The organism is Paenilisteria rustica (assembly GCF_013820765.1).
GTDB classification, from domain to species: domain Bacteria; phylum Bacillota; class Bacilli; order Lactobacillales; family Listeriaceae; genus Listeria_A; species Listeria_A rustica.
On the sequence record NZ_JABJVM010000004.1, the window covers coordinates 152,689 to 172,181 of the forward strand.

Below are 19,493 nucleotides of genomic sequence, written 5' to 3' on the forward strand. Positions count from 1 at the left end.
AATATAAAAAGCCGTACGCGAGCAGTCCCCAAACACTGCTTGCATACAGCTTTCCCATCACACATAATTTCCCCTAATCTCCTCCACCATCGCATCAAAAATACTCTCCTGATACCCAGCCTTTCCATTTTCCAAAATCGCTCTTTTCAAATCAAGCAGGGCATCCGACTGCACCCCATCCAATTTCTTCATACTAGATTCCGTAATCACGCCGGCTGGATTTGATTCCTCATACAATTCCTCATTCATCGCAAAAACCCGTGCCTGATCCCCAAATCGCTGCAATAACGTCTCCGCCATCAGCAAGCCCTCTGGATCAAAATCCCCCGCGTAATAAAACATCACATTCCCAGGCGACATCCTTTTCAACAACAACCACGTCGCAAATCGGAACTGACCATGCGTACAAATTGCAGGTAAATCAGGAAAAACATCCAAAAGCGCCGAATAAATACTTGAGTTTTCAATCAACCAAACCGAATCCCCATTCGCCGGATAAGCCGCATCAATCTCTAATAAATGCTTTGCTGGCACATTCCAAGGAACATCCTCATCCACCGCCGCATGCCACATCGGATGCACCTTCCCATCTCGCTCCCCAAGCAGACCATTCACTGTCACAAAATTCATAATATCATCACGAATAATATTATTCTCCAGCAACACCTGATTTTTCCGCTCCGTATCAGAAATCCCATACGCCACATCGTCCGATTTCACAAGTAAAATTCGGTATAACAGCCCGCCTAATTCCCCATGTAAATCAAACGCATGCGGATTCCCCGTCACTTTCTGCGCAAAAACAGGAAGTCTCATCGGCACATCAGGCAACAACATCATCGCCTCGTTCAAAACACTTAACTCCGCATCCGTAAGTTCCGCATCATACAAAAATTTCTCGTTTCCCATCATAAATCGCAATCCATCAAGCGCCATCAGTTTCCTCGAAAATACCTCACGTTCCATTTCCATCCGCTTTCGCATTTCCAAATTGCTAACCAAAGCAACGCCCGTCACCTTCGCCACTACCTCCTCAAAAGATACCGTAGCAAACCTCCCACGCGCATAGACCTCCAGCCACCGCTTAAAAGAAATGCTCTTCTTACCAACCAAACTAAATTCCGAAACCCCAAGAAAATTTGCAATATCCGCCAGTCCAGCCTCATCAAATGACCCTAGCGAAAACGATCCCGTCACCTTCCCATACGTCCGATATTTCTTCCCAGCAAGCTCACAAATTTTCACATACGTCTTATTCCCCTTGAAAAAAAGAACAGCCTCATCGAACAGCTTCTGACTCATCCACTTCTTCTCCAATCTGCACACGCTTATTCCCGTTCCAATGATACGCCAAATACGTGACAAAGTTAGCATTTTTCGGTCTAATAAGCTGGTAAATATTCAAATCCTGCACTGTTGCATAATCACCCCAAAGCGACTGCGAATTAAGAATATAATCAAATCCAAGTTCCTCCGTCGCTTTAAATAATTCCGCAATATTCAGCTCATCAATACCAGCAAAAGCCTCATCCAAAGCAATAATGTACGGCGCCATATTCTCCGCGTCCTGATATCTCGAATACACCGCCGTAAATAATGGCAAATACATCGAAATCGCTTTTTCACCACCACTAAACTGATAGAATTTCGTATTCGATAACTCTCTTTTCGGCTCATTTTCCTTCTTATAACTCAGTTTAAACTCAAACCACTTACGATAATCCAGCACATATTTCATCACATCATGAAGCGTCTGAATCTCCTCATCCTTCTCCATCACAACTTTGGCATAATCAATCTTAGAACGGAAATGTTGAATCATCCGCTCCACTTCCGCCTCACTAAGCGTCTGAGGACCTCTACGCAGCAACTCCACAAGATCCTTCGTATGCAGCTCGCCCTCTTGCTCCGCGGCTCTTGCCCTCCATTCAATCGACAAACTAAGCCCCGAAGAATTCTCCTGCCGCTTCAAAATTTGATTCATCTGAATCGCCCATTTCTCCGCCCGGTTAATCAATTGACGCAGAACATTTCCAATCGAATGAAGCAAAATCTCCTCAAATAACTTGTGATCCTCCGCTTTCAAATAACCCTCTTGCTCCGAAATATACAGCTGCAATTCCTCAATCACCGCAAAAATCGAAGCCCTCCGATTTTGCTCGTCCGCCACATCTAGCAATTGCCGAACCGAGTATTCCCGCCATTCTGTAATCATCATTTGTAAATCATCAGGAAACGCTTCTTCCATCCAATTTTCCACTGGCAACATCACCGATTCCTGCAATGTCGGGCTATACTTACTCAAATCCTGCATCAATTCCACCGTCAAATTAGCCAACCGTTTTCGAGTATTGACCGTCCCATCTTCCTTAAATCGCTCCTGATAATAAAGCGCTAAAGCCGACCAATCAGCCGATTCCCCGTCCTCATACCGCGCATACTCCAGCTTGAAAAGTCGCTCCCAAGAAACCGTAATCTGCCCATAAAAATGATTCTCCGTTTGCAATTTTGCCAGCAACTGATCTGCCGTCCTTAAATCAGCGAGAATATACGGATGCTTATTGCGCAAACTCATTTCCTCCGCCGTCAATGTCGTTTTCTCTTTCAAACAACTATCGATACGCGCTAATATCTCATGCTCCCCTTCCAATTCCAGCTGAGCCCTAATCGAAGCTAGCGAATCAAGCACCTTCTCCAACTGCCGCGACCGATCTGAGAGCACCATTTCCTTCTCATCAATCTCCTCACGAATCCCATCTAACCGCAACTCACTATCCACAATATTTCGTTCCGTATGACGCACATTACGACTATTATCCTGCAAATCCCCCAACGCTCCGATATAATCATTTGCCGATTTCATACTATCCAAAATATCCGCTTCCGTCACTTTAAGCCCATATTCCTTTTTCCACTGATTCAGCTCTAATTCAATAATGGAATGCGCTTCTTTTTGCTCGACTAATTCTTGTTTTAACGTCTCTAACCGAACTTCAAATTCCTGCAGCCTCGTGCGCGTAGCCTTTATTTCCCTATCAGCCACGACCAAATTCGTATCCACTGGTAAGCGAAGTAATGCACTATTTCCCGCCTCAACGCGCTCCTCAATCTGCTGAATCGAATTCTGCAAGGCTAGCTTCTCCTGCTCTATCACAACAATAGCCGCTTCCAATTTCTCAATTTGCGACTGCCGGTAACGCTCCCGATTCTCACGCCCCACATACATCGCCTCATACATCGGCAAACTAGTCCCATCCAAAATTCCAATCCGATAATTACCATCACTCGCAATAACCGTTGCCGATTGCGCCACATCAGAATCCACCTCAATCGACTGCAAAACCGCAGCCACATACGCAGAACTAATCCCATCCACTATTTCCACAGGATACAAAAAATCCTCTAATGTTTGCGACAATAGAACCGGATTCGCAATGATTTGCCTGTTCGCCTTTAATTTCAGCGGCTTCTCAGAAACAAGCGCATCCATAATTCCCGCCTGATTCAAAGCCCCCTCCATACGATTCCTCACATCTTGCGGCACATGCTCATGAAAATCAACCAATTCATAAAATGACCAAACCCGTTCCCCAGCTGCTTCCAGCTCTCGTCGTTCCTCATTCAAAGCAGACTCACGTTCCGGCTCCGGTATCTCCGTCTGTTGCCAAGACTCCAGCTCCCGCCTCGTTTCCACTAGCAACCCCTGCTGCATCTCCATTTTATAATTCAAATCCACTTTCTTAAGCTCAAGTTCCCCTTTAAAACGATCCAAAGCCTTCCGAATCGGCTCCAACGCAAGATACAAACTCGGTGTCTCATCATACAATAAATGCAGTCTTTGCAACACCTCTTGCCACTCCAAATCAGAAATTGGAAAAATACTCCCCTCTTTCCAACTCAAAAGCGACATCTCTATCTTCTCCATTTCCACATCAAAAATCCGTAACCAATCCTTCTCCTGAATCAGCTCCGTATCCCGCGCCTTCTCGCATTCCCCAACTTTCCGAGAACTCACCACAAGCGCCGCCAGCAAGCGATCCTGCTCCACAATTTTTGCCCGAATATCCGTCAATAACAGCAAATGATCACGCGCCTCTTTCGACCAATAAGAAAAATCCATTTCCCCGAGCATCCGCGCGTAATCCTCATTCAACGTTTCATGAGCCTTAAAACCACTACCCTGCGCATGATCCTCCAATTCCTCCTGCAATTCCCGAATATCCTTTTGCGTCGTCTCCAATTGCATCACAAGCGCTTCCAAAGCCACCTGCTGACTCGTCAAATCCCGCTTCTTACGACCAAGCTGATCTTCCGCGTCCGTCCGCTCCCTCGTAAGCCGACTCTCCAACTCCTCCAGATTTTTGCGCTCCTTCCCCAACATAAACACATTATGCTGCTTCAAACTACTTTCTTCCTCGTTCAAAATTACCAATCTATTACGAATCACATGAAGATCTCGCTCAATCTCCTCTTTTTGACTCGTCAATGACTCCTGCTCTCGCTCCGTCTCCATGAGATCACTTTTTTTCTGCGCCAATTTCGCCTCAACATACAGCCACTTATCCGCAACCTTCGCAAGTACCGCCTGATGATACTTCGAATAAACATCACCCAACCGCTTCAAAAGATCAAACTCCTGTTTCGCCTGCAACAACTGCCCTTGCGCCACGTCAATATTTTCGAGCGAATCCGATACAGAATGAAGCGTATCATCTTTAAGTGGCGGCAACGCATCCTCAAGCAAACTATAAATAACCGTCGGCGTAAAATCCTTCGACAACTTCGGTTTCCGCAATTCCACCAACAAATTAACCATATCCTCAAAAGCATCCATCGTTTCAAATCCAAATAAAAAGCGATTCACAAGCTCAGCATACTCCCGTCTCGTCTGAACAACAAAACCACCGCCAGCCACAACATTCTCCAACTGTTTACGCGAAAGTGGCCGCTTCGAATCCCCCTCCTTTTTCAAAAGCTCAATATCCGTCCCAATCCGTCTACCATCCGTAATCACAAAATACCATTTCGTCGGCTTATTATCACGCCTCGCCTGAATCCCAATCCCCGTCGTAATATACTTCTCCATGCCCGCGCTTTTATACTCCAACATCAAATACCCCGTGCGCTCCTCATACGTCGAAATATCCTTCTCCCCAAGCAGATAATCCTCAATCTTCCGCGCCCCTGATCCAAACGGGTCCAGTCGCGTCGGATTTGTTTTCCCATCCAAAAGCATCGGCAAAAGACTCGCCGTCGTCACCGATTTCCCCGAACCATTAGACCCCCGCAACAACATCTTCCCATCCGAAAAATCAAAGTACGTCTCATCATAATACCAATAATTAAAAATCCCAGCCCGATTTAAATGCCACTTTGCCTCACTCATTTCTCCACCTCTTTCTTCTCATTCAAACTATATTTACCAGCAAATCTCGCAAAAGTCGGATAAATACAAATCCCCGTCACTTCTCGCTCCAAAAATCCCCACGACTTGCCATGTTGCACAATCGCCACATCCAAAGCATCCTTCTTTTTATCCCGATATTCCTTAGACCAGCCATATTGATATATCGCAATTAACTCATCCATTAAATCATCCCACTGTCCCGTCGACAAATGTATTTCCCCATGCGCATCCACAGAAAAATCCTTCTTCCGCACCAAAGCCATTAAATGCAGCAAAATATCATCCAACGCCTTGTTCGACGGAAACGACACACTTTTCGCCTTATTCTCATGCATCACCAACATCGCAACATCCTTATACAACTCCAAATGATACTCCGAATACCGCTCCGCAAAATGCTCAATCGACGGACGCTGGTTTCGTATGTAATAAAAATCCGCCTCACTCACTTCCCCGCGCAATAACTGCGGCTGCATAAACAACTTCTTATACACCAAATGACGCTGCGCATTCTCATTATCCAGCGTCTCGTCCTCTATCAAATCCGACCAATGCGCATAATCATAAATATTTTGAGGATACGGCCGCATAAAATAACGCGCATAAACCGTCGTCACATAAAGCACCTCCGCATCTTCCTCAAACAAAAACCGCTTCATATCGCCATCAATCGTCTCAATCAAATGCAAATCCAACATCTTCTTAATAACCCGAATCAACGACTTACGATGATTATAATTCAACCAATCCACTTTCGGCGTCCCCGGATAACTCTCCAATATCTCTTCACAAATATGACTCAACAAAAAATACTCCTTAATATCCTTCTCCTCAAAAAACGCGAGACCACAGCAAAACAACGCATAATCCATCGGCTCCTCAAACGAAAGCATCCCCATCCAAGCTTCAGGCTCCACAGGGATTTTCTCCAACTTAATAAAATCCGTATGAAAATACACACGCCATCCAAATTTATCCGAAATAATCTGACGCAAATCCTTCTCCATACTACGCAAAAACTGATATTCCTTAGGCGAAACACTACGTAACACCCAATAATTATCCATCAAAAGCTGCAATCCGTCCTTTAACTTATCATCCTTCGTTAACATCGATGTCACCATCCTCAAATGTAAAAGTGATTTTTGGTATCTTCATAACGCCATCATCCGATTCGATTTTTATCCGCTCACTCTCATCCACACGAACCCTGACCCGATTTCCAAACTCCGTAAGCACAACCTTAGATTCCTCCAACATCGCTTGCGAAACCCAGCCTAGCAGAACCTTACGCACACTCGTATCCACATAAGTCAGCACACTTAAATCAATTTCACCATCCCGAACATACCCGAGCATCTTCGCCTCCGTATTTTTCAACGCTTGCAAATACGCCTCTTTCGCCGCCTCTTTCTCCTCCGTATTCAACGTAAAACTAGTCGGCTTCGTTCGCTCACGATACCCCTGCACACGCGGTTTAAGCAGTTTCCAATCCGGTTCCGTCTCCCAAATTTCTCGGTAAGCCGTAGAACCCGTTTCTGGAGTCACAACATAATGACGTACTTCCGGCAATCCAAAAACAATTGCCGATAACTCATGCGCCCGCCCTATATCCGCCTCCTCCGCAAACCATTTCGCAATGTGCAAATAATCCCGCTTCCGACTAATATGCTGCTGATGCCGTTCCCCCAAACGCTTAATATTTCGCGTTATTTTCTTGATCGTATCATCCGTACGCGCTTGCAAAATACTATACTCACACAGATTTCCGTCCCGATCCAAGAACCACATCACAAAACTATCCCATATTTCAAATAACTCCTCTTTCTTCTCCTCCACATTAGGCACAATTTCCTCAAAACGAGGCGCAAAATCTGGTTTCTGACTAATTTCATCAAATATCCTGTCCAATTCATCCCGATCCAAATCCAACAAAATAGCTTGAATCTTTAATGCCGTCTGATGCGACCCCACAATAAAATCGCGTAAATAAGACACAAACCGATCCTTATACACCAAAAAGTTATCCTTTTGCATATTCTCTTCCGCATTCGCACTACTCACATACGCCAAATAATCCGCCGTATTCGTTCGTATCGTCGAAAACAAATCAATCATATCCTGCCACTTCTCCAAAATTGGCACATCATCCCGGCTCAAAAAAGCACGCAACGCAAGCAACACTTTCTCAAATGGGCGTTTATCAAGCGACCCCTGAAACTCATCACCAGACTGCTCCAATCCCGCCAACATCCGCTCAATCTGTACCGTATAAGGCGCAATCTGATAACGAAAAGACTTCTTATTAAACTCCATAATCGTCTTCGGATTCCGAACTTCTTGACGTGGCGTAATATTTCCCCACCTCACCAATGCCGCTAAATCCTGCTCTAACTCCGCATCCTTATACTCCTCCATACCTTCCACCGACCGCACATGCCACAAGATATCATTCGGATACAAATAATCCCGCATCCGCTCATGCTCCACAAAAAAATAACGCAAAATAATCCGATAGCGATGCACATTCTGGTCCGCCACCAAATAAGAAGCCTCACTAATTTTTCGGTAATCCTCTAAGTTTTTCGAGATTCTGCCCATTCCATCACCCACCGTTTTCTTAAATTTTAACATATATCTTCTACTAATACACAAAGTCCCAAAATATTTCATAAATTCATAACCAAAAAGCTTGCAAAATCCCTCTATCTGCATTAAACTAAATTTGTTGCACGAAGGAAACATTGAGAGGATTTTGACCATGACTGATAAAAAAGAAAAGAAAAAAATAATCCAACATACCCCACCCAACGGTTCAAGTTTGGGAGAAATAAATAATAGTGTCAGCATCCCTAAAAATGGCGGATTCTGGCGTAAACTCATCGCCTACTCAGGCCCCGGCGCGCTCGTTGCAGTTGGCTACATGGATCCTGGTAACTGGATCACGTCCATTCAAGGTGGATCACAATACGGCTATCTACTCCTAAGCGTCATCCTAATGTCCAGCCTTATCGCGATGCTCCTACAAAGCATGTGCGCCAGACTCGGCATCGTTACAGGTCTCGATCTAGCCCAAGCCACCCGTCTAAAAACCGGTAAAAAAGGCGGCTTTGCCCTGTGGATCGTAGCCGAACTCGCCATCATGGCAACAGATATCGCCGAAGTCATCGGTAGTGCCGTAGCCCTAAACCTGCTATTTGGCATACCACTCATACTCGGTGTCATCATCACCGTGCTCGACGTCTTCCTACTTCTCGTACTAGCCAAATTCGGCTTCCGAAAAATCGAAGCCATCGTCGTCACACTAATCATCACGGTACTTGTAATCTTCCTATATGAAGTCATCCTATCCGACCCAAACATGTCCGACATGCTCGGCGGCTTCATCCCACAAAAACAAGTCATCACAGACAAAGGCGCACTATTTCTGGCACTCGGCATCATCGGCGCAACCGTCATGCCACATAACCTATACCTACACTCATCCATTGTTCAAGCCAGAAAATACGACCGCAACGACAAAAAATCACTAAAAGAAGCCATCAAATTTTCGACAATCGACTCCAACATCCAGCTAACCGCAGCATTCGTCGTCAACTGCTTACTTTTAATACTCGGTGCCGCCCTATTCTTCGGGCAAGACACCAGCAACCTAGGCCAATTCACACAACTCTATGACGCCCTACAAAACAATGCCATCGTTGGCGCCATCGCGAGTCCCGTCCTCAGCGTTCTCTTCGCTGTCGCCCTACTCGCATCCGGACAAAACGCCACCATCACAGGCACACTAACCGGCCAAATCGTCATGGAAGGCTTCATCCATATGAAACTACCCGTCTGGATTCGCCGACTTATCACACGCATACTCGCCATCATCCCAGTTATCATCTGCATCGTAATCTACGGCGACCAAGAAAACGCAGTCGAGCAACTCCTAATCTACACCCAAGTATTCCTAAGCGTCGCCCTACCATTCTCCATGATTCCACTCACCATTTTCACCAGCAGCAAAAAACTAATGGGCGATTTCAAAAACCACCTATGGGTCACGATTCTAGCATGGGTCATAACTGTTGTCCTGAGTATCCTCAACATCCAGCTAATCATCCAAACACTCTCAGGAATCGGCTGATAAAAAAATCCAGAGTCACTCTAAATCTGAGCCGACTCTGGATTTTTTGTATTGTATAAAATCAAACTACATCAGAAACATCATTCCTAACTAACGATAAGATTCCTTTAAAACAAAGTGAATTAACATAATCCGCATCCCCATATGATATTTTTTCTCCACTGAAAGAGAATCAGAATCACTTATGAAATTTTTCATCTCATCCGCTGTTATTTCAGCATACAAAGCCAACGTTTCAAGACGCAGATTAAAATAATGAATCAGCCCCTCATAACTCCCAATAATTTCGCATCATCACTTGTTGCATCAAGAGACCCCACCAAAAAAGGCAGTACATATTCCGCATGATTCGTTTGACTGTTAGAATTAGACCTATAATCCTCATCCAAATTCACTCCATCGATTCCTAACAGCTTTGAAATTGATTTCTCAGTAAGTCCATACTTATCCTTTAAAATAGCAGTTCCTGATTGAATAGTTCCATCGAACATTCAAATCACTCCTCCACATCTGATGCTGTTTTCATGATATACGCCTTAACTAGTCCTATGAAATAAGGGCTAAATCAATATCTTAAAATCGAAAAAAGCCGCAACACAAGGCTACGGCTTTTCTCAGCGCAATCAAAAGGAGAAATTCACACAATCAAATAAAGGGGGTATTTGTATTGTGATTTATTTCACGTCAATAATATACCACATCTAAATCAATAATTCAACATTTCACAAACTTTATTTTTATAATATCTCCTTTCATTCCCACTTAGATAATCCTCATTCGTAAATAAAAATAGCCATCAACAAATAATAACTCGCATTTCCGCATGTATTACCTCTAAAATCCACGTTTTCCCCATCCCAATACCGATTATATAACAAAAAAAGTATTTCTAATCCATAAATAACAAAATAGGATTCTCATTTAAGAACCCTATTTTATCACTAATAAAAATATAAATTTATTTTCTAAATCAATTACTTTTCACAATCCTACCCTATTTAACCAACTTCTCTAGCTCATCCAATCGTTGCTCAAAAACCTTCAACGCATCCGTCACCGGTTTAGCCGTCGTCATATCCACGCCAGCTTTTTTCAACACTTCAATTGGAAAATCAGAACTTCCCGCTTTTAAGAATGCCAGATATTTCTCAACAGCCTCAGCACCACCATGCAAAATACGATCACTAAGCGCTGATGCTGCACTAAACCCTGTTGCATATTGGAACACATAATAATTCATATAAAAATGCGGAATACGTGACCACTCAAGCCCAATCTCCTCATCATACACAATCTCGCTGCCATAATATTTCTCATTCATCGCAAAATAGTTCTCCGTCAAGAACTCAGCCGTCAAGGCCTCTCCATTCTGATCCGCTTGATAAATAAAATGCTCAAACTCAGCAAATTGCGTTTGGCGGAATACCGTTCCTTTAAAACCGTCCAAGTAATGATTCAGCAAATACGCCCGCACTTTCGGATCATCATATTTCTTCAACATGTAATCCGTCAATAAATTCTCATTCGTCGTCGAAGCCACCTCGGCCAAGAATATCGAATAATCCCCATAAACAAAAGGCTGACTTTTGCGCGTATAATAACTATGCACACTGTGTCCTAACTCATGCGCCAACGTAAACACATTATCAATCGTATCCTGCCAGTTCATCAAAATATACGGATTCGTACTATATGCACCAGAAGAATAAGCCCCGCTACGCTTCCCTTTGTTCTCCACGACATCAATCCAGCGATTATCAAAAGCCTCTTTCAAAATAGCTTGATATTCCTCTCCTAATGGCGCCAAACCGTTCAAAACAATATCCTTCGCTTCCTCATACGTAAACGCTAAATGCACATCCGTTGAAAGCGGCGTATACATATCATACATCCGCAATTCATCCAGATTCAACAACTCTTTACGCAGCCCAACATAACGCTGTAATAGCGGCAACCGATCATTTACAGCCTCTACCAACGAATCATAAACAGTCTCCGGAATATGGTTCCCAAATAAAGCCGCATGACGCGCAGACTTATAGCCATGAACCTTCGCATAGAAATTCCCCTTCTTCACCTGACCCGTTAGTGTCGTTGCCAACGTGTTCTTCAAGCCGTCATACGCACTATACATCCCTTTAAAAGCAGCTTTACGAACATCACGGTTCTTCCCTTCCATCATCTTGCCATAACGACCATGCGTAATCTCCACCTGATTGCCGTTCTCATCCTCAATCACAGGAAACTTCATATCCGCATTATTTAAAATACTATACGTCCGCGAAGCATTCCCTAGAACTTCCCCCGCCTGAGCAAGCAAAGCCTCTTCCTTCTCAGAAAGCACATACGGACGATTCAAATTCACTTCTTCCAATAAATGCGCGTACAATTGCAAATCCTTATTCTCCGCAATAAAGCCCTTCAATTTAGCCTCATCCATCGCCAGTATTTCTGGTTCAAAATAAGAAATTGCCGCCGATGCCTCCGTCAACAGACTTCCCGCACGACTATTTAATCCCTGATACGCTGTGTTCGTCGTATCCTGATCTTGTTTTAAATGCGCATAAACATACAGATTCCCTAAGCGATCATACAATTCATCACGATAACGCAACGCTTGCAACAAACTATCACTACTATCGCCTAACTTCCCTTGAAACGCCTTACCTTCCTTCACTTTATCCTTCAACTGCGCAAAATCATTCTCCCACGCAGCATCATCTTTAAAAATCGTCGTTAAATCCCATGTTGCACTTACCGGCACTTCTTCCCGCGTTGGTAATGCAGCTACTTTATTCTCACTCATAAATACGATACCTCCAATAATTACTTTTTCATTCATTATGAGCTAATCCCATTAAAATTGCAAAAATCAAACATCCAAAAATCTCGCCTCTTCATTCACCAATTCCTTCATCTCCCTTATCACCGTAAAACCACCTGCCGCGTTCGCATACAAAATTCCCTGTTTACAAAGAAACTGCACATAAGCCAAACAAAGCTCCTCCCGGTCCTCATCCCAAATAAGCGGCATCGGAACAATGTACTTCTCAAAAATCGCCAATACACCGGCAAGCATAAACGAATCCCCCGTCCCCAACAGACGGAAAAACAGACTCCATAAATAAAACTGCCATTCCATCGCCGGTGTTTTCACTCTAAATTGCATCGACAATGAAACACCAACCTCCATCGGCAAATGCTGCAAATAATAACCTTGCTCATACACATCCTTCAAAAAGCCACTCTGCTTCTTAAACCGCGTATAAAAATAGCACTGTTTCTGCCTCTCAAAAGCCAAATCCCGCTTCACATAAAAAGTCGCATACTTAATCCGCTGCAATGCCTTCTTAATTACACCCACCCCTACACGCCCATCAAACGTCATCGCCCGCGCATAAAAGCGATTCGTCGTATCCATCGTAATATGATACAACACCGTCCAGCGGTTCACTTCCGGCAAGTACTGCATTAAATAATACCCCAAATTCGGCTCCTTTTTAATAAAAGCCTGCTGAAAAGCCGTTAAATAATATCTCCCCTTCACCATCCGGATATCCTGGCCTAGAATCCAGTGCACGCAAAGCCCCGCCATATGATAATCCTCGGTTCGCTGCCGCAACTCCTGCACAGGGACCGTAGAACACTGATATTCGATCACAGTACGCCCATCCACAAGAATATCCGCCTGACGCTTTATATCGCGTAGATACACCTCTACATCCGCCTGACGATCCTGCAAAATCAGCCACTCCAAAAAATACTTTTTTCCACTCAAATGTCGCTCCGACTCACCTTCCGAAGCAAATTGACACCTACTTGAAGCCAAATGTGCAAAATGAGGCATATTGATCTCGCCAGCCTTCAAAATAAGCCGTTCCGCGCAACACCCACACGTATATTGATCCCTTCTCGCTTTCAAAAAAGCCACATTTCCCCGTGTCACAACAACATCTCGTCCATTCTGGTCTTTTGCGGTAAACATAATTTTCACTGCCTCTCTAGGTCTGTATACTAACTATATTCGCCCAATCTTTCGTAACTCCTTCCTCTTCTTCCAAAAACGCAAAAAGACTCGATTCACGTGTTTTTCACAGCGTAAATCGAGCCTAAAAAGCTTTTTTAATTAAAATATTTCTTTACTTGTGGCAAGGCAGGATCATCAAAAATAACTTTGGCATATTCATCAAGAACATAACCCGTTAAATTCGTTTCATCGCCATACTCTAATAAAATACTGACTACATTGTCAATGTTTTTTTCATCAAATTTCGCTTCAGGAAACTCCACATACAGATAATAACTATCTTTGTAGTGGTACAGTTTCGTTGATAACTGATCAAGCCCAGTCGCTTTAGACAAGGTAATCAAGTCCTCAAATTCGCGGAACTGCAAAATAAATTCTAACGTATCTTCATCCCCGCCCTCGGTAATCTTGGCAGGAGTAAAATGTTCTTCTAGCAGTTTCTCAATACGTTCCTCGGCTAGCTCATCGGCCTGATCCATATTAATCTCAAAGCCCGATTCACCCTTGCCTAGGTTAGCCTTCGTAACTAGCACTTCTAAACCGTGCTTCAAAGCCTGTACCTGAATCCAGAGTGGTCCATCAGGAGAGAACTCGTCCTCATACTTAAGTTCGTCCATCATATCCCAGAAAAGCTCCTCGCTCTTCTCACGGTCATACCAAATTTCTTCATGATTAAAACCGCGTTCTTCCAAATCCATATAAGAGATATAAAACTTTATGGTATTCTCATTAATACGTTCAATTTCCATCGTCACACACTCTCCCTTCCATCTTCAACATTGACAATGAAGGGTAATTCATTTGTTGTTAGTATCATTGTAGCCTAATTCAAAAAAAAGGGCTAATAATTGATTTCGCTAAAAGCCACTATTTAATTGAAGAATACTATCTTAGCCTATATTTACCCAGAATTCAAGAGTAGAAACTCCCAATTCCCTCAAAAAAGCCTATATTTATAAAAAAATTATGATAATAATCCATGAAAACCCTAATCTGCTCCAAAAAAACTACCAATACCTAAAAAAGCATTGGTAGTCCAAATAAGATTAATTAACCAGTTTTTGAGCTTCACGCAATTGATACGTCCGAACGCGACGTGGTAGGAAACGACGAATTTCATCTTCGTTATAGCCTACTTGCAAACGCTTCTCGTCAATAATAATTGGGCGACGTAGCAAACCTGGATTTTTTTGGATTAGTTCAAATAATTCTTGAAGCGGTAAACTATCTAAATCCACATTTAATTTTTGGAATGTCTTAGAACGCGTGGAAATAATCTCATCCGTACCATCCTCTGTCATTCGTAAAATTTCTTTAATTTCGCCTAAACTTAATGGCTCCGAGAAAATATTTCTCTCTTTGTACGGGATATCATGTTCCTCTAGCCATGCACGAGCCTTACGACAAGACGTGCAACTTGGTGAAGTGTATAACGTTACCATTAGACATTCACACTCCTTATTGGTTTATTGTTTCATTCAATGTAACGAATTTCCTAACAATATATCTATTGGAAACGATCTCTTTTAAGACCTACTTTCATTATACACCAAAATAGCAAAAAGCAACACACTATTTCAAAAAAAGTTATCCAACTCACACAGATTGAAAGTTGCTCGTTATATGTATGTTACCCTTACTATACCGCTTTAAAACAAGAATCCGATGAAAAAATAAGCCTTTACATTAGAATTTAATGAGAAATTTGTTAGAATGCCATTGGAAAAGCCACCCTGAACATCAGGATGGCTTTTCATCATTATTCTACTATAGCTGCGGCTGCGGCAGTTAGTTTTGCGTGTTTCTCTTGATAAGTAGCTACTTCTTCAGGAGAACAATACACAAAATGTCCTGGTGCGATTTCACGCATCTGTAAATCTTCATTTCCTGTATAATTATGAACCGCTGGATCGTATGTTTTACGAATACGAGTACGTTCATAGTTAGGATCAGGTAATGGAATCGCGGAAAGTAATGATTCCGTGTACGCATGTAGCGGTGCACGATATAAATCATCAGCTGGTGCTAATTCCACCAATTTACCGAAATACATCACACCGATACGATCACTAATATATTTAACCATCGACAAATCATGCGCGATAAACAGATAAGTCAGGCCTTTTTCTTTTTGTAATTGTTTTAGCAGGTTGACGACTTGCGCTTGAATCGAAACGTCCAAGGCAGAAATCGGCTCATCGGCAATGATGAATTCCGGTTGAACAGCCAGCGCACGAGCAATCCCGATACGTTGACGTTGCCCACCAGAGAATTCATGTGGATAACGACCAGCGTGTTCCTTGCTCAAACCAACCGTTTCTAACAACTCATAGACTTGATTCGTTAGCTCAGACGGAGTTTTTGCCAAGCCGTGAATACGAATACCCTCTGCAATGATATCCTTGACTTTCATACGCGGATTTAACGATGCGTACGGATCTTGGAAAATCATTTGCATTTTGCGACGGAACTCGTGCATCTCTGTACGTGATTTACGACCATGTACATCCACGCCATCGTAAAGTACTTCGCCATCTGTTGCATCATATAGACGGATAATCGTACGCCCAGTTGTTGATTTCCCACAACCAGATTCGCCTACAAGACCAAGCGTTTCTCCTTTATAAATATCAAAAGAGATACCATCTACAGCGCGGACTTCACTTGCTTTGCCTTTATTAAAGTATTGCTTTAGATTCTTAATTTCGAGTAACTTTTCAGCCATCTACTTCAACCCCCTTCGCGTGAACAGCTTGCATACCGGGATGATCCGTTGCAAATTGCTCTTGACGACGTAATACGGCATCAGGAGGCGTTACCTCTGGTGCATCTGGATGCAATAACCAAGTAGCTGCATAATGCGTGTCAGAGACTTTGTACATTGGTGGTTCTTGTTCTAAATCGATTTGCATCGCGTATCTATTACGAGCCGCAAACGCATCTCCTTTTGGAGGATCGAGCAAATCAGGAGGCGTACCAGGAATAACAAACAGTTCTTCCTCTTCCGTATCCAAAGTCGGCATCGAACTAATAAGTCCCCACGTATATGGATGTTGCGGATTGTAGAAAATCTCATCTACCGTTCCAATTTCAACAATTTTACCGCCATACATAACCGCTACACGATCGGCTACATTCGCTACAACTCCAAGATCATGCGTAATGAAGATAATCGACGTATCAATTTTCTTCTGCAAATCTTTCATCAGGTCCAAAATCTGTGCTTGAATCGTAACATCCAGTGCCGTTGTTGGCTCATCGGCAATCAGGATTTGCGGATTACAAGCAAGCGAAATCGCGATAACAACACGTTGACGCATACCACCAGAAAACTGATGCGGATATTGTTTTAAACGTTCTTCTGCATTTGGAATACCAACCAATTGAAGCAAACGAAGCGCCGTTTTCAAGGCTTCCTTCTTCCCAATTTTTTGGTGTTTAATGATCGGTTCTGCAATTTGTTTACCGATGGTCATTGTTGGATTTAATGAGGTCATCGGATCTTGGAAAATCATCGAAATTTCTTTACCACGAATTTTTTGCATTTGTTTTTCAGATGCTTTCGCAATATCTATACCGTTAAATAGGATTTCTCCTGATTTAATTTTGGAATTACTTTCTGGCAATAGGCGCATGATGGACTTAGTCGTTACGGATTTCCCCGAACCAGACTCACCAACAATCGCTAGCGTCTCCCCTTTAATTAGGTCAAAACTCACGCCACGAATTGCTTTTACTTCACCAGCATACGTATGAAACGAGATATGCAAGTCTTTTACTTCTAATAGTTTTTCCATTTTTCCTCACCTCACCTTTAATCACGCATTTTCGGATCAAACGCATCACGTAAGCCGTCAGCAATTAAGTTAAATGCAATCATGATAATACATAGTACGAGCGTTGGATAAAGAACCATATACGGCAGTACTTGCAATGTCTTGTACCCTTCGCTAATGAGTGTTCCAAGCGATGCCTGTGGTGCAGGAATACCTAACCCGATAAATCCTAGGAAGGCCTCGAAGAAAATCGCACTTGGAATACTAAACATAACGTTAATGATAATAACACCCGATACGTTGGGCAACAAATGCTTGAATAAAATGCTCGGCGTCGAACCACCAAGCGTTTTAGAAGCTAATACAAACTCTTGATCTTTCAATTTCAAAACTTGTCCACGTACAACCCGCGCCATCGTTATCCAACTCGTCATCGCAATCGCAATGATAATGGACATGATACCGGGATCGAGGACGAGCAACATGAGGATAACTACAACTAAGTTCGGAATCGCCGAAGCAACCTCCAAAATACGTTGCATAAAGTTATCAACACGACCACCAGAGTAACCAGAAATCATACCGTATGTTACCCCAACAAGTAAGTCAAAGAATGCGGCTACTAAACCGATGAATAGTGAAATTTGAGTACCTTTCCAAACACGCGTAAATTGGTCACGGCCGAGTGTATCCGTTCCGAACCAATAATACGTTCCTTCAGGTACATTTTTTTGCTTATAAACGTCTACTTCTTCGCCACCAATGTTTTGCTTACCGTTCCAAAATGGCATATTATCAAAACCTTGAACTTTAGGTGGTAGTGAAGCATTAGGCGTTGTTTGTTCTGAATACGTGTATCCAGAAATCAGCGGGCCAACAAAAGCCATGATAATAACAAGCGCCAACACGATAATACTCACTAATGCGGCTTTATTTTTTCTGATACGAATCCAAGAATCTTGCATAAAAGTAAGACTTGGACGTAGAATTTTCTCATGTTCTGCTTCTTGTATATGCGCGGGTTGGAATAATTCTTTTGAAATTTTTGGCTCTGTCATAATTATTTACCTCCCGACACACGGATACGAGGGTCAATCAATCCGTAAAGAATATCTACCACTAGAATAACGAAAACAAGCATACCTGCAAAGAGTAGCGTAGTTCCCATGATTACAGGATAGTCATTGGTTTGTATAGATGACACAAACTGGCTTCCGATACCCGGAATACCAAAGATATTTTCGATAACAAGTGAACCCGTCATCAAGGCCACAGTTAGAGGTCCGATAACAGTAATAAGTGGAATCAGTGCATTACGAATCGCATGTTTCCAAGCAACTTCCACACGGTTATTCCCTTTCGCTTTTGCAAGCAACACATAATCCGAACCGAACACATCGATAAGCTCTGTCCTCATAAAACGAGCGGCTGTGGCGAGTGGGAACATGGCAAGCGCAAGTGCTGGCAGTATGGTGTATTCAAAGGTACCCCAACCGGCAACCGGCAACCACTGTAATTTTGCGCCGATCCAATACTGTAGCATGGCGGCGAACACGAAGGATGGTATCGATTTCCCAAGTATCGCGATAAACGTACTGGTGTAATCGGGCCACTTATTCTGAAACATGGCTGCTACAACCCCTAGTATAATACCAAATAGTAGTCCGAATACAATGGCTTCAACGGCAATTGTAATCGATGGTCCAATCAAGTTTCCTAATATTTCAGATACAGGTCGATTATCCAATTGGAAAGATACCCCTAGATTCCCTTGTAATAAGTCTCCCATGTAGTGAAGATACTGTACTGGCACTGGATCATTTAGTCCGTACTGGTCGTTCATAATCTGAATTTGTTCTGGCGTCATTTTAGCTTCGTTTCTATACGGTGAACCTGGTAGATATTGCATTAAAATGAATGTCACCGTTGCAATAATAAACATTGTAATAACCATATATAAGAGCCGTTTCAATCCATATTTAATCATCTCTACACCCCCCGAAAAATTTATTTTGTAGAATATTTTCTTATTTTATCATAAGCCTGCAACCATAGCGAGCTTTGTTTTCTCAATTCATTGTTTTTTTAAATTCTCGAATCCATTTTGGTCATAAAAGAATACGCTGATGCTTCCTTCTTGTCCCCAAAACA

13 protein-coding genes and 1 pseudogene are annotated in these 19,493 nt (G+C 42.8%); 1 reads left to right on the plus strand and 13 read right to left on the minus strand.

Annotated features, from left to right (window positions below; genetic code table 11):
- Positions 1-57: 57 nt before the first annotated feature.
- Genes HPK16_RS05750 through HPK16_RS05765 form a run of 4 tightly spaced genes read right to left on the minus strand, consistent with a single transcriptional unit; the run spans position 58 to position 8,041 of the window.
- The gene (locus HPK16_RS05750; protein WP_181676048.1) at positions 58-1,302 is read right to left on the minus strand and encodes a DUF2399 domain-containing protein; all 1,245 of its coding nucleotides are present in this window, start codon (positions 1,300-1,302) and stop codon (positions 58-60) included.
- Entirely contained in the window at positions 1,280-5,386 is a 4,107-nt protein-coding gene (locus tag HPK16_RS05755; RefSeq protein WP_181676049.1) for a TIGR02680 family protein, read from the minus strand. Before HPK16_RS05755 ends, HPK16_RS05750 begins: the two co-directional genes overlap by 23 nt.
- Entirely contained in the window at positions 5,383-6,519 is a 1,137-nt protein-coding gene (locus HPK16_RS05760; protein WP_181676050.1) for a TIGR02678 family protein, read from the minus strand. Before HPK16_RS05760 ends, HPK16_RS05755 begins: the two co-directional genes overlap by 4 nt.
- Positions 6,503-8,041: a TIGR02677 family protein gene (locus tag HPK16_RS05765; RefSeq protein WP_181676051.1), complete on the minus strand. Its 1,539-nt coding sequence runs from the start codon at positions 8,039-8,041 to the stop codon at positions 6,503-6,505. The genes HPK16_RS05760 and HPK16_RS05765 overlap by 17 nt, the downstream gene beginning before the upstream one ends.
- Before the next feature lie 127 nt (positions 8,042-8,168).
- Here HPK16_RS05765 and HPK16_RS05770 point away from each other — a divergent pair, with 127 nt between their 5' ends.
- Positions 8,169-9,539, plus strand: a complete 1,371-nt coding sequence (locus tag HPK16_RS05770) for an Nramp family divalent metal transporter (protein ID WP_181676052.1) — start codon at positions 8,169-8,171, stop codon at positions 9,537-9,539.
- A gap of 90 nt (positions 9,540-9,629) precedes the next feature.
- Here the strand turns inward: HPK16_RS05770 and HPK16_RS17185 are convergent.
- The 9 genes and pseudogenes from HPK16_RS17185 to opp3b all read right to left on the minus strand — a co-directional run bounded on the left by HPK16_RS17185 (position 9,630) and on the right by opp3b (position 19,329).
- Positions 9,630-10,030, minus strand: a pseudogene (locus HPK16_RS17185) (HTH domain-containing protein).
- A 503-nt stretch (positions 10,031-10,533) separates the two neighbouring features.
- Positions 10,534-12,345: an oligoendopeptidase F gene (gene pepF / locus HPK16_RS05780; protein WP_181676054.1), complete on the minus strand. Its 1,812-nt coding sequence runs from the start codon at positions 12,343-12,345 to the stop codon at positions 10,534-10,536.
- A 66-nt stretch (positions 12,346-12,411) separates the two neighbouring features.
- The gene (locus HPK16_RS05785) at positions 12,412-13,524 is read right to left on the minus strand and encodes a competence protein CoiA family protein (RefSeq protein WP_181676055.1); all 1,113 of its coding nucleotides are present in this window, start codon (positions 13,522-13,524) and stop codon (positions 12,412-12,414) included.
- 137 nt (positions 13,525-13,661) lie between these two features.
- Positions 13,662-14,315: an adaptor protein MecA gene (mecA, locus tag HPK16_RS05790; RefSeq protein ID WP_181676056.1), complete on the minus strand. Its 654-nt coding sequence runs from the start codon at positions 14,313-14,315 to the stop codon at positions 13,662-13,664.
- Positions 14,316-14,612: 297 nt separating this feature from the next.
- A complete protein-coding gene (gene spxA, locus HPK16_RS05795) occupies positions 14,613-15,008 on the minus strand; it encodes a transcriptional regulator SpxA (RefSeq protein WP_036059428.1) in 396 nt (131 codons plus the stop codon).
- A gap of 317 nt (positions 15,009-15,325) precedes the next feature.
- Positions 15,326-16,291 carry an ABC transporter ATP-binding protein gene (locus tag HPK16_RS05800; RefSeq protein WP_181676057.1) on the minus strand — a complete coding sequence of 322 codons (966 nt, stop codon included), beginning with the start codon at positions 16,289-16,291 and terminating at the stop codon, positions 15,326-15,328.
- Positions 16,284-17,363: an ABC transporter ATP-binding protein gene (locus HPK16_RS05805; protein ID WP_036094819.1), complete on the minus strand. Its 1,080-nt coding sequence runs from the start codon at positions 17,361-17,363 to the stop codon at positions 16,284-16,286. Before HPK16_RS05805 ends, HPK16_RS05800 begins: the two co-directional genes overlap by 8 nt.
- Positions 17,364-17,380: 17 nt before the next feature.
- A complete protein-coding gene (gene opp3C / locus HPK16_RS05810) occupies positions 17,381-18,400 on the minus strand; it encodes an oligopeptide ABC transporter permease (protein WP_181676058.1) in 1,020 nt (339 codons plus the stop codon).
- A gap of 2 nt (positions 18,401-18,402) precedes the next feature.
- Positions 18,403-19,329 carry an oligopeptide ABC transporter permease gene (opp3b, locus tag HPK16_RS05815; RefSeq protein WP_181676059.1) on the minus strand — a complete coding sequence of 309 codons (927 nt, stop codon included), beginning with the start codon at positions 19,327-19,329 and terminating at the stop codon, positions 18,403-18,405.
- Positions 19,330-19,493: the final 164 nt, after the last annotated feature.

Bases quoted from the DNA above. Each gene is read 5' to 3' on its own strand.
- HPK16_RS05800 (WP_181676057.1), bottom strand. From the start codon at position 16,291: ATGGCTGAAAAGTTACTCGAAATTAAGAATCTAAAGCAATACTTTAAT.
- HPK16_RS05765 (WP_181676051.1), bottom strand. From the start codon at position 8,041: ATGTTAAAATTTAAGAAAACGGTGGGTGATGGAATGGGCAGAATCTCG.
- mecA (WP_181676056.1), bottom strand. From the start codon at position 14,315: ATGGAAATTGAACGTATTAATGAGAATACCATAAAGTTTTATATCTCT.
- HPK16_RS05755 (WP_181676049.1), bottom strand. From the start codon at position 5,386: ATGAGTGAGGCAAAGTGGCATTTAAATCGGGCTGGGATTTTTAATTAT.
- HPK16_RS05785 (WP_181676055.1), bottom strand. From the start codon at position 13,524: ATGTTTACCGCAAAAGACCAGAATGGACGAGATGTTGTTGTGACACGG.
- pepF (WP_181676054.1), bottom strand. From the start codon at position 12,345: ATGAGTGAGAATAAAGTAGCTGCATTACCAACGCGGGAAGAAGTGCCG.
- spxA (WP_036059428.1), bottom strand. From the start codon at position 15,008: ATGGTAACGTTATACACTTCACCAAGTTGCACGTCTTGTCGTAAGGCT.
- opp3C (WP_181676058.1), bottom strand. From the start codon at position 18,400: ATGACAGAGCCAAAAATTTCAAAAGAATTATTCCAACCCGCGCATATA.
- HPK16_RS05760 (WP_181676050.1), bottom strand. From the start codon at position 6,519: ATGTTAACGAAGGATGATAAGTTAAAGGACGGATTGCAGCTTTTGATG.
- HPK16_RS05805 (WP_036094819.1), bottom strand. From the start codon at position 17,363: ATGGAAAAACTATTAGAAGTAAAAGACTTGCATATCTCGTTTCATACG.
- HPK16_RS05750 (WP_181676048.1), bottom strand. From the start codon at position 1,302: ATGAGTCAGAAGCTGTTCGATGAGGCTGTTCTTTTTTTCAAGGGGAAT.
- opp3b (WP_181676059.1), bottom strand. From the start codon at position 19,329: ATGATTAAATATGGATTGAAACGGCTCTTATATATGGTTATTACAATG.
- HPK16_RS05770 (WP_181676052.1), top strand. From the start codon at position 8,169: ATGACTGATAAAAAAGAAAAGAAAAAAATAATCCAACATACCCCACCC.